Here is a 13,145-nt window from a genome sequence, read left to right on the forward strand (position 1 = left end):
CCGGCCTGAACGAGGCGGATCCCACCCCCCATAATGTCAATCGGACGATTAGACTCGGTCGCGTGCCACAGCTACGTATCGCCCTCAACCAGATCGACTCCACCGTCGGCGACCTGCCCGGCAACGCCGACTCCGTGCTGCGCTGGACCCGGCACAGCGTCGAGCGCGGCGCGCACCTGGTCGCGTTCCCCGAGATGATGCTGACCGGCTATCCGGTCGAGGACCTGGCGCTGCGCGGCTCGTTCGTCGCCGCCAGCAGGTCCGCGCTGCGCGAGCTGGCCGCCCGGCTGGCCGCCGAGGGCCTGGGCGAGGTGCCGGTCGTGGTCGGTCACCTGGACCGGGCCGAGCACGTGCGGCAGAGCCTGGGCCTGCCGGTGGGCGCCCCGCGCAACGCCGCGGCCGTGCTGCACCGCGGCGAGGTGGTCCTCACCTTCTCCAAGCACCACCTGCCGAACTACGGGGTGTTCGACGAGTTCCGGTACTTCGTGCCCGGCGAGACGCTGCCCATGATCCGCGTCGGCGGTGTCGACGTGGCGCTGGCCATTTGCGAGGACCTGTGGCAGGAAGGCGGCCGGGTGCCGGCCGCCCGCGCCGCGGGCGCCGGGCTGCTGCTGGCGATCAACGCCTCGCCGTACGAGGTGAACAAGGACGACACCCGGCTGGAGCTGGTCCGCAAGCGCGCCCAGGAGGCGGGCTGCGCGCTGGCGTACCTGGCGATGGCCGGCGGCCAGGACGACCTGGTCTTCGACGGCGACTCGATCGTGGTGGACCGCGACGGCACCGTCCTCGCGCGCGGCCCGCAGTTCGCCGAGGAGTGCCTGCTGCTCGACCTCGACCTGCCCGCCGCCCAGGGCGCACCGCCGTCCGGCGCCGTCGACGACGGGCTGCGGATCGAGCACGTGACGCTGTCGGCCGAGCCGTTCCCGGCGTACGAGCCGGAGTACCCGGGCGGCGAGGCGGAGCGGCTGGACGACGCGGAGGAGATGTACCAGGCGCTGGTGACCGGCGTGCGGGCGTACGTGCGGAAGAACGGCTTCCGCTCGGTGCTCATCGGCCTGTCCGGCGGCATCGACTCGGCGCTGTGCGCGGCGATCGCCTGCGACGCGATCGGCCCGGAGAACGTGTACGGGCTGTCGATGCCGTCGCGGTACTCCTCGGAGCACTCCCGCGACGACGCCGCCGACCTGGCCCGCCGCACCGGGCTGCACCTGCGGACGGTGCCGGTCGGCCCGATGTTCGACGCCTACATGGCGGCGGTGGAGCTGACGGGCCTGGCCGAGGAGAACCTCCAGTCCCGGCTGCGCGGCACGCTGCTGATGGCGGTGTCCAACCAGGAGGGCCACATCGTGCTGGCGCCGGGCAACAAGAGCGAGCTGGCCGTGGGGTACTCCACGCTCTACGGCGACTCGGTCGGCGCGTACGGCCCGATCAAGGACCTGTACAAGACCGGCGTCTACCGGCTGGCCCGGTGGCGCAACGACGCGGCGGCCCGGCGCGGCCAGACCCCGCCGATCCCGGAGAACTCGATCAGCAAGCCGCCGAGCGCCGAGCTGCGCCCCGGCCAGGTGGACACGGACTCGCTGCCCGACTACGACGTGCTGGACCGGGTGCTGGAGCTGTACGTGGACCGCGACCTGGGCCGGGAGGAGATCATCGCGGCGGGCTACGCTCCGGAGCTGGTCACCCGGATCCTGCGCCTGGTGGACACCGCCGAGTACAAGCGCCGCCAGTACCCGCCGGGCACCAAGATCTCCCCGAAGGGCTTCGGCAAGGACCGCCGCCTGCCGATCACCAACCGCTGGCGGGAGGGCGGCTAGGGCCTGCCGGGCGGCTGGTCCGGGGGGTCGGACAGGCCCGGTGCGCCCCATACGGGGAACCACCGGGTCAGGTCCTTCTCCAGCCGCAGGTCGTCGGTGAGCAGGGCGCGGATCTGGAGCTCCAGCGCGTTGTCCCTGTGCTCCGCCGTGCCCGGGACCGGGGCGAAGGGGTAGAACGCGCCGCGCTTGTAGAGGTAGACGAGCGCCAGCGGGCGGGCCTCGGCGTCGCGGAACGCGGCGAGGGAGCACAGCAGTTGGGGCCCGAAACCGGCGTCCGTGAGCAGCGTGTTGACCGCGTGCAGGTCGCCGACCAGGCTGGTCAGGTCGTCGGGGGCGTGGCGGAACACGAGCCAGGTGTAGCCGTAGGCGTCCTCGCGGGCCTCGGTGTCGCCGAGCAGCTCCGCGACGTCCTGCCGGGCGCGGGCGAACGCGCCGCCCTCCACGCTGGCGAAGCAGACCGAGCCCAGCCCGGTGGGCGTGAAGCCGGCGCCCGCCTGGAGGGTCACCGCGGCCGAGGGCAGCCCGAAGAGCTGGTCGAGGTCGGGGCGGGCCGGCCGGGAGCGGCCCAGGAGCGCGTCGAGGAGGCCCACGGCCCGCGTCACCCGCCGAGCCGGGTGGAGAGGGCGGCCAGCCGGTCGAGGCGCTGCTCCAGCGAGGGGTGGGAGGACAGCAGCCGGCCCAGGCTCGCCCCGGGCGAGAGCGCGGGCGCGAAGAAGAACGCGTTGAAGGGCTCGGCCCGCCGCAGGTCGCGGGTGGGGATGCGGCCCATCTGCCCGGAGACCTTGGTCAGCGCCGAGGCCAGCGCGGAGGGCCGGCCGGTGAGCAGCGCGCCCGCGCGGTCGGCGGACAGCTCGCGGTAGCGGGACAGCAGCCGGGTGAGCAGGAAGCTGATGACGTAGACGGCGGCGCTGATCAGCGGGACGAGCAGCAGGGCGATGTTCTGGTTGTCGCGCCCGCCGCGGCCGAACATGCCGGTCCACAGCGCGATGCGGGTGATCAGCCCGGCCAGCACGCCGAGGAACGCGGCGATCGTCATCACGGCCACGTCGCGGTGCGCGACGTGCGACAGCTCGTGCGCGAGAACGCCCTCCAGCTCCTCGGGCTCCAGGCGGCGCATCAGCCCGGTGGTGGCGCAGACCAGGGAGTTCTCCCGGCTGCGGCCGGTGGCGAACGCGTTGGGCACGTCGGTGTCGGCGACGGCGACGCGCGGCTTCGGCATGTCGGCCAGGGCGCACAGCCGGTCCACGGCGCCGTGCAGCTCGGGCTCCTGGCGCGGGGTGACCTCGCGGGCGCCCATGCTGAACGCGGCGATGCGGTCGCTGAACCAGAACTGGGCCACGAACAGGCCGCCCACCAGCAGCACGATCAGCGGCCACGCCTTGCCGAGGGCCGCGATGAGGAAGCCGGTGAAGAGCACGTAGAGCAGCCCGATGAGGAACATGGTGAGAACCATGCGCCGGGTCAGGCCCCGGTCGGGGACATATCGGGTACGTGCCATATGTCCACCGTAAGAAGCGGCGGCTCAGGGGTCCAGTCGGGCGGCCACCGGCAGATGGTCGCTGCCGGTGGCGGGCAGCGTCCAGGACGAGACCGGCTCCAGGTCGCGGACCAGGATCTGGTCGATCCGCGCCATCGGGAAGCCCGCCGGCCAGCTGAAGCCGAAGCCGGCGCCCGCCGCGCCCTGCGTGGAGCGGAGCTGGGAGGTGAGGGGGGCCAGCGCGCCGTCGTTCATGGTGCCGTTCAGGTCGCCCAGCAGCAGGGTCCGCTCCAGCGGCTCGGCGGCGATGGCGTGGCCGAGCAGGTCGGCCGCGTCGTCCCGCTGCCCGGCGGTGAAGCCCGCCCGGAACTGGACGCGGACCGAGGGCAGGTGCGCGACGTAGACGGCGATGTCGCCGAGCCGCGTGTCGGCGGTGGTGCGCATGGCGCGGGTCCAGCCCATGCCGATGTCGACGGGCTCGGTGCCGCTGAGCGGGAACCGGCTCCACAGCCCGACCGTGCCCTGCACGTCGTGGTACGGGTGGGTGGCGGCCAGCGCCTGCTCGTAGGTCGCGAGTTCGTCCTGCGGCAGCTCCTGGAGGGCGATCAGGTCGGCGCCGGACTCCACGAGTTGCCGGGCGGTGCCGGCCGGGTCGGCGTTGCCCGCGTCGACGTTGTGGCTGACGACCATGAGCGCGCCGCCGGCGTCGGACTTGTCCAGCAGCAGGCCGCCGAAGAGGTTGAGCCAGACGAGGGCGGGCGCGAGCAGCACGGCCAGGGCCGTCACCGAGCGGCGCAGCACGGCGCACAGGGCGAGGACCGGGACGGCGAGGCCGAGCCAGGGCAGGAAGGTCTCCAGCAGGCTGCCGAGGTTGCCGATCGTGTTGGGGATCCTGGCGTGCAGCGTCATCAGGAGCGCGAGGGCGAGGGCGAGGCCCGCCACCACCCAGCCCCGGCGCCAGCGGCCGACGCGGTCCCGCCAGCGCGGCCCGGGTCCGGCACCACCGGTGTCGCCGTTCTCCGGGGGCGGCACGGCGTCCTTGTCCGCGCCGTCGTCCGGTGTGGTCTCCGGGGTGTACAAGCGTGCCATCCGCTCCCTCGCTGACCATCGCGCTCCGCCCCGGGCACCCACGCGGATCCCCGGACGCATTCGATCTGGTGTCTGGTCTCAGGACGGTCACGGCGGGGCGCGGGGTTCCGTTATATCAGCAGTCTTCCGAAGCCTCTTCCCGCCTCTTTCCGCCCGTGGCCGACGGTGCGAGGATGGGTGTCGATCCGGGGACGCCGTCATGGCGCCACGAGACGACGAACAAGGAGCACGCACGATGACCCTCCACACGCCTGCCCAGGCACCGGCCAAGCCGGAGCAGCCGGGGCTCTACGGCGGCAAGAGCAGCCGCCGTGTCACAGTGCGGGACATAGCGGCGGCGAAGCGGCGCGGCGAGAAGTGGCCGATGCTGACCGCCTACGACGCGATGACCGCGTCCGTCTTCGACGAGGCCGGCATCCCGGTGATGCTGGTGGGCGACTCGATGGGCAACGCCCATCTGGGATACGACAGCACGGTGCCGGTCACGCTGGAGCAGATGACCATGCTGTCCGCGGCCGTGGTGCGGGGCACGCGGCGGGCGCTGATCGTCGGCGACCTGCCGTTCGGCTCCTACCAGGAGGGGCCGATCCAGGCGCTGCGCAGCGCGACGCACCTGGTCAAGGAGGCCGGGGTCGGCGCGGTGAAGCTGGAGGGCGGCGAGCGGTCCGCCGACCAGATCCGGCTGCTGGTGGAGTCGGGCATCCCGGTGATGGCGCACGTGGGGCTGACCCCGCAGTCGGTCCACGCCTACGGGGGCCACCCCGTGCAGGGCCGGGGCGAGGAGGCGGCGCAGCAGCTGCTGCGGGACGCCAAGGCGGTCCAGGACGCGGGCGCGTTCGCGGTGGTGCTGGAGCTGGTGACGGCCGAGCTGGCCGCCGAGGTGACGCGGATCCTGCACATCCCGACGGTCGGCATCGGCTCGGGCGTGGAGTGCGACGCCCAGGTGCTGGTGTGGACGGACATGGCGGGGATGACGGACTGGCCGGGCGGCCGGACGCCGCGGTTCGTCAAGCAGTACGGGCGGCTGCGCGAGGCACTGGGCGACGCGGCGCGGGCGTTCGCCGAGGACGTGGTCGGCGGGGTGTACCCGGCCGAGGAGCACAGCTTCCACTGATCCCGGGTCCGGGACGTGGGGCCCGGCGGACCGTGTCACGCGGTCCGCCGGGCCTTCGCCTTCTTCAGGTAGTAGATGGCCATGTTGGACGAGACCCCGGCCACCATGACCCACGCGATGCCCAGCCAGTTCCCCTTGACGAACGAGACGACCGCCGCGACCGCGGCCAGGAGGCAGACGGTCAGGGCGTAGAGGGCGAGTCGGCGCGGGCTCATGCGGGTGGCTCCGGGGTCGGGGGGTCGTGGGCCGGGGTCGGCGGTGGCGGGCGACTCCATTGTCCCGCACGCCCCCCACGGCTCAGATGTCGGTCAGCCGGACGCCCGCGTGGGCCTTGTAGCGGCGGTTCACGGAGATCAGGTTGGCGACCAGCGACTCGACCTGGTGGGCGTTGCGCAGGCGGCCGGCGAAGACGCCGCGCATGCCGGGGATGCGGCCGGCGAGGGCCTGGACGATCGCGCAGTCGGCGCGGCTGTCGCCGAGCACCATCACGTCGGTGTCGATCTTCTCGATCGCCGGGTCCTGGAGGAGGACGGCCGACAGGTGGTGGAAGGCGGCGGTGACGCGGGAGTCGGGCAGGAGCGCGGCGGCCTGCTGGGCGGCGCTGCCCTCCTCGGGGACGAGGGCGTAGGCGCCCTGCTTGTCGAAGCCGAGCGGGTTGACGCAGTCCACGACGAGCTTCCCGGCCAGCTCCTCGCGCAGCGACTCCAGCGTGCGGGCGTGCCCCTCCCACGGCACCGCGATGATGATCACATCGCTCTCGCGGGCGCAGCCGGCGTTGTCCAGGCCCCGGACGCCATGGCCCAGCTCGTCGGCGGCGGCCTGCGCGCGGTCGGCGGCACGCGATCCGATGATCACCTCGTGCCCCGCTCTGGCCAGCCGGTAGGCGAGCCCCCGGCCCTGGTCCCCCGTGCCGCCGAGCACTCCGATCACCAGCCCCGAGACGTCGGGCAGGTCCCACGGGTCCTTCGCGGGAGGCTTCGGCGCAGCGTCGTCAGTAGTCATGGGAAAATCCTCCCACCCGCGGGCTCAGGTGCCTTTGTCGCGACCTTCCCCCTCCCCGCCCGTTTCTTTGTCGTCTTCTTCGCCGTCCTTGTCGTTCCAGCGCGGGTCGTCACGCCACTCGGCATTGCGCTCGCGGACCGTGTCCATCGCGTGCTCGGCCTCGCCACGGGTGGCATACGGGCCGAAGCGGTCCTTCGCCGGGCACTCCGGCCCCTCCTCGACCTTCCGGTGTCTCAGGCAGTAGTACCACTCGCCCTCGCGCCCGGCGGGCTTTCGTCTGAACAGAGCAACCATGCCCTCATCCTGCCCGCCCGTAGACTCAGTTGCATGTCTGGCCAGTCACTCGTCTCCCCCGGCAGGATCTCCCCCGCCCGTTCCGTTCCGTCCGCGATCCCGCGCCCCGAGTACGTGGGCCGTCCGGCGCCCGCCCCCTATACCGGGCCGCACGCGCAGGAGCCGGAGACCGTGGAGCGGATGCGGGTGGCCGGGCGGATCGCCGCCCGCGCCCTGGCGGAGACGGCCTCCCACATCGCGCCCGGCGTGACGACGGACGAGCTGGACCGGATCGCGCACACGTTCCTGTGCGACCACGGCGCCTACCCCTCGACGCTCGGCTACCGGGGCTTCCCCAAGTCGCTGTGCACCTCGGTCAACGAGGTCATCTGCCACGGCATCCCGGACTCCACGGTGCTGCGCGCCGGCGACATCGTGAACCTCGACATCACGGCGTACGTCGGCGGCGTGCACGGCGACACCAACGCGACGTACCTGGTCGGCGGCGAGGCGGCGGTGGACGAGGAGTCGCGGCTGCTGGTGGAGCGGACCAGGGAGGCGCTGAACCGGGCGATCAAGGCGGTGCGGCCCGGCCGGCAGGTCAACGTCATCGGCCGGGTGATCGAGTCGTACGCCAAGCGCTTCGGGTACGGCGTGGTGCGCGACTTCACCGGGCACGGCATCAACACCGCGTTCCACTCGGGGCTGTACATCCCGCACTACGACGACCCCGAGGCGACGACCGTGATGGTGCCGGGCATGACGTTCACCATCGAGCCCATGCTGACGCTGGGCACCCACGAGTGGGAGATGTGGCCGGACAACTGGACGGTGGTCACGAAGGACAGGAAGCGGACGGCCCAGTTCGAGCACACGCTGCTGGTGACGGACGGCGGCGCGGAGATCCTGACCCTGCCCTGACCCTGCCCTGACCCCGCGCCGGCCCGCACTGCCCGGGCCGGTCCCGCCCGGTCGGGGTCCGCAACCCCTCGGGCGCCTTTCCAGTGAAGATTTCCGATAAGAGCGTTTTCTCCTTTGTGTGGGGGTGTGGAGGCGGAAGGCTGAGCCCAGGTACGCGTCATCCACAAGGAGTACGTCCTGGGCACCTCCATCCGCAGAGCAAGGGCGTTCTGCGCAGTCCCCGTCCTGCTGGCCGTGGTCGCCTGCGGCTCCGGCGTCGGCTCGGCGTCGGTCGATCCGCGGGACGTCGGTCCGGCGTCGGGCGCCATCACCTGGTACGCCATCAACTTCGGACCGGCGGGGCTGCCCGAGCGGCTCATCGACGCGTTCGAGGAGGAGCACCCGGACATCTCCGTGGAGTTCCAGGCGGCGCCGAACAACACGGACACCGTGCGGGCCACGCTGACCACGGAGATCTCCGGCGGATCCGGCAGCATCGACGTCTACAGCGGCGACGTGATCTGGCCCGCGCAGTTCGGCGCGGCCCACCTCGCGATGCCGCTGGACGAGCACCTGCCCGAGGACTTCTGGGAGCGGTTCCCCGAGGCGCGGGCCGCGGTGACCGAGTACGACGGCGAGCACGTGGCCGTGCCCCTCTTCACCGACGTCGGCTTCCTCTACTACCGCGAGGACCTGCTGGAGCGGCACGACCTGCCGGTGCCCGAGACCTGGGAGGAGCTGGCCGAGACCGCCGCGGCGCTCCAGGACACCGGCGAGGTGCCGTACGGGTACGTCGCCCAGTGGGCCAACTACGAGGGGCTGACCGTCAACTGGACCGAGCTGTCGGCTGCCGCCGGCGGGCACAGCGTCTCGGCGGACGGCGAGCACAGCGAGATCGACTCGGAGGCCAACCGGCGGGCGCTGGACTTCATGCGCGGGCTGCTGGACGACGGCATCGCGCCCCCGGCGATCACCAGCTTCCAGGAGCCGCAGTCCCTCCAGACCTTCACCGAGGGGGACGCCGCCTTCCACCGGAACTGGGCCTACGCCTACGGCGACGCCAACAACCCCGACATCTCCAGGGTCGCCGGGAAGGTCGGCGTCGCCCCGATGCCGGCGTTCGAGGGCCGTGAGGCGCCCGGCCCCTCCGGCGTCGGCGGCTGGAACCTGATGGTCAACCCGCACAGCGAGGCCATCGGCGCGGCCCTGGCGTTCATCGAGTGGATGACCGGCCCCGAGGCGCAGCGGATGCTCGCGGAGAACGGGGTGATCCCCACCGCCTCCGCCGTGCTCGACGATCCCGGGCTCCAGCGGGAGAACCCGGTGCTCGCCGCCGCCGCCGAGGTCCCGCTCGTCTCCCGCCCGGCCGCCACGCCCCGCTATCCGCAGGTCAGCTACGGCATTTTCACCAACGTCAACGGCTCGCTGGCCGGCTCCACCGAGCCGGCCGCGGCCCTGAGATCGGCCGCCGGGGACATCCAGCGGGCGCTGGAGGACAACGCCCTGTGAGCGACGTTTCCCCGGGCGGGGCCGGGCAGCCGGACGACGACCGCGTGGCGGCCTACGGGCGGCCGGGACCGCGGCCGTCGGCGCCGCCGCGCGCGGGCGTGACGCTCGGCGGGCCGCCGGGCACCGGTCCGGTGGCGCCGGCGCGCGGTGCCCGGGGCCGTCCGCGGCGTTCGCTGCTGGAGCGCCGGTTCGCCCGCCTGGGGTGGTGGTTCGCCACGCCCGCGCTGCTGGTGGTGCTGGGCGTCACGCTCTTCCCCGTGGGGTTCTCCCTCGCGATGAGCCTGAGCGACGTGGAGGTCTCGGCCGACGGCTTCCGGCTGTCCGGCTTCACCACCGACCACTACCAGCTCGTGCTGGGCTCCGAACGCTGGCGGCACGCGCTGGCGTTCACCGTCCTGTACACCGTGGGCACGGTGGCGGCCGAGCTGGTGCTCGGCACCCTCATCGCGCTGGTGCTGGAGCGGCTCGGCGGGGCCGGGCGCGGCTGGATGATGGCGCTGCTGCTGCTGCCGTGGGCGATGATCACGGTCGTCTCGGCGCAGCTCTGGGCCTACATGTACAACGGGGTGTACGGGGTGCTCACCACCCTGTCGGAGGACGTGACCGGCGAGCCGGTGCAGTTCCTCGGGACCCGCGTGCCGGCGATCCTGTCGATGGCGGCGGCCGACGTGTGGAAGACGACCCCGTTCGTGGCGATCATCGTGCTGGCCGGGCTGATGATGCTGCCGTCCGACGTCACCGAGGCGGCCCGGGTGGACGGGGCCGGGGCGTGGACGGCGTTCTGGCGGGTGCGGCTGCCGCTGCTGCGGCCCGCGCTGACGATCGCGGTGCTGTTCCGGATCCTCCAGGCGTTCGGCCTGTTCGACCTGCCGTTCGTGCTGACGGGCGGCGGCCCGGGGGACGCCACCGAGTCGCTGGCCCTGCTGGGCTGGCAGGCGATGTTCACCAACCTCGACTTCGGGCCGGGAGCGGCCGTGGCGGCGAGCACGGCGGGCCTGGTGCTCACCGGCTGCCTGCTCTTCCTGCGCGCGTTCCGGGCCCGGGTCGGCGACGAGGAGGCGGGGCAGTGAGACGGATCCGGCCGACCTGGACCCACGGCGCGGCGCTGCTGATCGCGCTCTTCGTGGCCGCGCCGCTGTACTGGATGGCCGCGACCTCGTTCAAGGGGCAGACGGAGATCGGGGCCCGGCCGCCCACCGCGTGGCCCGAGGAGGGAACGTGGGCCAACTACCGGGACGCGTTCGTCGACAACGACTTCGGCACCTACCTGCTCAACTCGGTGCTGGTCGCCGTGGTGGCGACCGTGCTGGTGCTCAGTCTCAGCTCGTTCGCCGGGTACGCGCTGGCCCGGCTGCCGCTGCGGGGGAAGGCGCCGATCATGGTGGCGCTGCTGATGATCTCGCTGTTCCCGACGATCGCGCTGGCCGCGCCGCTCTTCCTCCTCATGCGCGAGATCGGGTGGCTGAACAGCTATCAGGGGCTGATCCTGGTGTACACGGCGCTGAACGTGCCGTTCGCGGTGTGGATCCTGCGGAACTTCTTCCTGGGGATCCCGAAGGAGATGGAGGAGGTGGCCTGGGTGGACGGCGCGTCGCCGCTGCGGACCGTGCTGTCGGTGATCCTGCCGCAGGCACGGCCCGGGATGTTCACCGCGGCGATCTTCACCTTCACGGCCTGCTGGACCGAGTTCCTGATCGCCCTGACCCTCAACACGGCCGACCGGTACCGCACGATGCCGGTGGGCCTCGCGCTCTTCGGCAGCCAGTTCACCATCCCCTACGGAACGATCTTCGCCGCCGCGACCGTGTCGGTGCTGCCGATCGCCCTGCTCGTCCTGGTCTTCCGCCGCGCCGTGGTCTCCGGGCTCACCGCGGGCGCGGTGAAGGGCTGACGCCCCGAGCCCCCCGCCCGCGCGCCCCTCAGGCTGGTGATTCCCATGTCCTCGCACCCGGCGTCGCCCCCGCCGTCGCCGTTCCGCCCCGCCCCGGCCTGGCTGGCCGACGCCGTGCTGTACCAGATCTATCCGCAGAGCTTCGCCGACGCCAACGGGGACGGCGTGGGGGACTTCGCGGGCATCACCGCGCACCTGGACCACCTGGCGTGGCTCGGGGTGAACACCGTCTGGCTCAACCCCTGCTTCGCCTCGCCGTTCCGCGACGCCGGCTACGACGTCTCCGACTACCTCTCCGTCGCCCCGCGCTACGGCACCGCCGACGAGCTGGCCAAGCTGGTCGACTCCGCCGGGCGGCTCGGCATCCGGGTCCTGCTCGACCTGGTGGCGGGCCACACCTCCGACCGGCACCCGTGGTTCCGGCACGCCATCGACGACCCCGGCGACCACCGGTACATCTGGACGGGCGAGACGGACGGGCTGCCGGAGCGGTTCGTCCGGTCGCCCGGCAGCCGCCCCGGCGGCTACCTGCCGAACTTCTTCGACTGCCAGCCCGCCCTCAACTTCGGCTACGCCCGCGAGGACCCGGCCGAGCCGTGGCGGCAGCCGGTGGACGCCGAGGGGCCGCGCGCCAACCGGGCCTCGCTGCGCGAGATCATGGACCACTGGCTGCGGCTGGGCCTGGCCGGGTTCCGCGTCGACATGGCGCACTCCCTGGTCAAGGACGACCCCGGGCTGCACGAGACCGGCAAGCTCTGGGCCGAGCTGCGCGAGTGGCTGGACCGCACCCACCCCGAGGCGGCGCTGCTGGCCGAGTGGGGCGACCCGGCCCTGTCCGTGCCCGCCGGGTTCCACGCGGACTTCTTCCTCCAGTTCGGCGGGCCCTCCGACGGGCTGCCGCTGCGCTCCCTGTGGAACAACGGATACGGCACCGTGCACGAGCACTGGACGCACCGGCCCTGCTACTTCGACGCCGAGGGCGGCGGCACCGCCGGAACGTTCGTCACCGCCTGGCAGTCCGTGGCCGCCGTCATCGGGGACCGCGGCTTCTGCGTGCTGCCGACCGCCAACCACGACTTCTCGCGGCTGGCCTGCGGCCCGCGCACGGCCGGACAGCTCCACGCCGCCTTCGCGTTCCTGCTCACCTGGCCCACGCTGCCCGCCGTCTACTACGGCGACGAGATCGGCATGCGCTACGTACCGGACCTGCCCGACCACGAGGGCAGCGCGCTCGGCCCCCGCTACAACCGGGCCGGGTCGCGCACCCCGATGCAGTGGGACGACTCCCCCAACGCCGGTTTCTCCACCGCCCCCGCCGACCGCCTCTACCTGCCGCCGGACCCGGACCCCGGCCGCCCGACCGTGGCGGCGCAGCGCGCCGACGACTCCTCCCTGCTGCACCTGGTGCGCCGGCTGATCGCGCTGCGCCGGACCACCCCGGAGCTGGGCAGCCGGGCCGGGGTCGAGGTCCTGCACACCGGCTACCCGCTGGTCTATGTGCGTGGCGGGCGCTACCTCGTGGTGGTCAACCCGCGCCGGGAGCCCGCCGCGTTCGCCCCGGTCCGGCCGCGCCTGGAGACCGCGCGCCCGGTGGAGACGTCCGGCGTCACCGTGACGGACCGACAGATCACGGCCTCCGGTTTCGGTTTTGGGATTTTCGGGTTGTAGGGTGCCCCGGACGTTGTGGGGAAGTCGGGGGATGGTGGCGTGTTCGGGATTATCAGGCCGTGTCGGCATCGGTTGCCGGAGGGGCTGGCGGGTGAGTGGCTGGCGCATCTGTGCGGGTTGTGTCTGGCGTTGCGCGGTACGCACGGGCAGGCGGCGCGGATGGCCACGAATTATGACGGGCTGTTGATTTCCGTCCTGTTCGATGCGCAGGTGGAGCGTTCGGCGGCGGTTCGGCGCGTGGCGGGGCCGTGTCCGTTGCGGGGGATGCGGTCGGCGCCGGTGGCGCGGGGTGAGGGGGCGGTGCTGGCGGCGGCGGTGTCGCTGGTGCTGGCGTCGGCGAAGCTCTGCGGATAGATCTGGTACAGCACGGCGTCGGCCAGCCAGGCCGGGGCGGGGCGGAACGGC

13 protein-coding genes and 1 pseudogene are annotated in these 13,145 nt (G+C 72.8%); 8 read left to right on the top strand and 6 right to left on the bottom strand.

The window, feature by feature from the left end; translation table 11 throughout:
* Positions 1-62: 62 nt before the first annotated feature.
* A complete protein-coding gene (locus ACSNOC_RS03640) occupies positions 63-1,817 on the top strand; it encodes an NAD+ synthase (protein WP_436745742.1) in 1,755 nt (584 codons plus the stop codon).
* Here ACSNOC_RS03640 and pspAB read toward each other — a convergent pair.
* Genes pspAB through ACSNOC_RS03655 form a run of 3 tightly spaced genes read right to left on the bottom strand, consistent with a single transcriptional unit; the run spans position 1,814 to position 4,383 of the window.
* Positions 1,814-2,407 (bottom strand): PspA-associated protein PspAB, encoded by a 594-nt coding sequence (gene pspAB / locus ACSNOC_RS03645; protein ID WP_436745755.1) that lies wholly within the window; start codon positions 2,405-2,407, stop codon positions 1,814-1,816. The genes ACSNOC_RS03640 and pspAB overlap by 4 nt on opposite strands.
* 8 nt (positions 2,408-2,415) lie before the next feature.
* A complete protein-coding gene (gene htpX, locus ACSNOC_RS03650) occupies positions 2,416-3,315 on the bottom strand; it encodes a zinc metalloprotease HtpX (protein WP_436745743.1) in 900 nt (299 codons plus the stop codon).
* Between the two features lie 24 nt (positions 3,316-3,339).
* Complete coding sequence (locus ACSNOC_RS03655) at positions 3,340-4,383, bottom strand: endonuclease/exonuclease/phosphatase family protein (RefSeq protein ID WP_436745744.1); 1,044 nt, start codon at positions 4,381-4,383, stop codon at positions 3,340-3,342.
* 235 nt (positions 4,384-4,618) lie between these two features.
* Between ACSNOC_RS03655 and panB the strand changes: the two genes are divergently transcribed.
* Positions 4,619-5,497, top strand: coding sequence for a 3-methyl-2-oxobutanoate hydroxymethyltransferase (gene panB / locus ACSNOC_RS03660; protein WP_436745745.1), 879 nt, complete (start codon positions 4,619-4,621; stop codon positions 5,495-5,497).
* Between the two features lie 35 nt (positions 5,498-5,532).
* Here panB and ACSNOC_RS03665 read toward each other — a convergent pair whose 3' ends face one another.
* The 3 genes from ACSNOC_RS03665 to ACSNOC_RS03675 form a co-directional block, all read right to left on the bottom strand.
* On the bottom strand, positions 5,533-5,712 hold the full coding sequence (locus ACSNOC_RS03665) for a hypothetical protein (protein ID WP_436745746.1): 180 nt from the start codon (positions 5,710-5,712) through the stop codon (positions 5,533-5,535).
* 82 nt (positions 5,713-5,794) lie between these two features.
* Positions 5,795-6,499, bottom strand: coding sequence for an NADPH-dependent F420 reductase (npdG, locus tag ACSNOC_RS03670; protein ID WP_436745747.1), 705 nt, complete (start codon positions 6,497-6,499; stop codon positions 5,795-5,797).
* A 24-nt stretch (positions 6,500-6,523) separates the two neighbouring features.
* Positions 6,524-6,793, bottom strand: a complete 270-nt coding sequence (locus tag ACSNOC_RS03675) for a hypothetical protein (protein WP_436745748.1) — start codon at positions 6,791-6,793, stop codon at positions 6,524-6,526.
* A 33-nt stretch (positions 6,794-6,826) separates the two neighbouring features.
* Between ACSNOC_RS03675 and map the strand changes: the two genes are divergently transcribed.
* The 6 genes and pseudogenes from map to ACSNOC_RS03705 form a co-directional block, all read left to right on the top strand.
* Positions 6,827-7,693 carry a type I methionyl aminopeptidase gene (gene map, locus ACSNOC_RS03680; protein WP_436745749.1) on the top strand — a complete coding sequence of 289 codons (867 nt, stop codon included), beginning with the start codon at positions 6,827-6,829 and terminating at the stop codon, positions 7,691-7,693.
* Positions 7,694-7,927: 234 nt separating this feature from the next.
* A complete protein-coding gene (locus tag ACSNOC_RS03685; protein ID WP_436745750.1) occupies positions 7,928-9,181 on the top strand; it encodes an ABC transporter substrate-binding protein in 1,254 nt (417 codons plus the stop codon).
* Positions 9,178-10,251, top strand: coding sequence for a carbohydrate ABC transporter permease (locus ACSNOC_RS03690; protein ID WP_436745751.1), 1,074 nt, complete (start codon positions 9,178-9,180; stop codon positions 10,249-10,251). The genes ACSNOC_RS03685 and ACSNOC_RS03690 overlap by 4 nt, the downstream gene beginning before the upstream one ends.
* A complete protein-coding gene (locus tag ACSNOC_RS03695) occupies positions 10,248-11,072 on the top strand; it encodes a carbohydrate ABC transporter permease (RefSeq protein ID WP_436745752.1) in 825 nt (274 codons plus the stop codon). The genes ACSNOC_RS03690 and ACSNOC_RS03695 overlap by 4 nt, the downstream gene beginning before the upstream one ends.
* A 45-nt stretch (positions 11,073-11,117) precedes the next feature.
* Positions 11,118-12,740 carry an alpha-amylase family glycosyl hydrolase gene (locus ACSNOC_RS03700; protein WP_436745753.1) on the top strand — a complete coding sequence of 541 codons (1,623 nt, stop codon included), beginning with the start codon at positions 11,118-11,120 and terminating at the stop codon, positions 12,738-12,740.
* Between the two features lie 39 nt (positions 12,741-12,779).
* A pseudogene (locus ACSNOC_RS03705) lies at positions 12,780-13,085 on the top strand (DUF5685 family protein); the annotation flags it as partial.
* Between the last annotated feature and the right edge of the window lie 60 nt (positions 13,086-13,145).

Source organism: Streptomyces sp. URMC 129, from assembly GCF_051386415.1.
Lineage (GTDB): Bacteria > Actinomycetota > Actinomycetes > Streptomycetales > Streptomycetaceae > Streptomyces.

Excerpts from the sequence above, each read along its gene's own strand:
- ACSNOC_RS03675 (WP_436745748.1), bottom strand. The coding sequence starts at position 6,793 with ATGGTTGCTCTGTTCAGACGAAAGCCCGCCGGGCGCGAGGGCGAGTGG.
- ACSNOC_RS03700 (WP_436745753.1), top strand. The coding sequence starts at position 11,118 with ATGTCCTCGCACCCGGCGTCGCCCCCGCCGTCGCCGTTCCGCCCCGCC.
- ACSNOC_RS03655 (WP_436745744.1), bottom strand. The coding sequence starts at position 4,383 with ATGGCACGCTTGTACACCCCGGAGACCACACCGGACGACGGCGCGGAC.
- npdG (WP_436745747.1), bottom strand. The coding sequence starts at position 6,499 with ATGACTACTGACGACGCTGCGCCGAAGCCTCCCGCGAAGGACCCGTGG.
- ACSNOC_RS03665 (WP_436745746.1), bottom strand. The coding sequence starts at position 5,712 with ATGAGCCCGCGCCGACTCGCCCTCTACGCCCTGACCGTCTGCCTCCTG.
- htpX (WP_436745743.1), bottom strand. The coding sequence starts at position 3,315 with ATGGCACGTACCCGATATGTCCCCGACCGGGGCCTGACCCGGCGCATG.
- panB (WP_436745745.1), top strand. The coding sequence starts at position 4,619 with ATGACCCTCCACACGCCTGCCCAGGCACCGGCCAAGCCGGAGCAGCCG.
- map (WP_436745749.1), top strand. The coding sequence starts at position 6,827 with ATGTCTGGCCAGTCACTCGTCTCCCCCGGCAGGATCTCCCCCGCCCGT.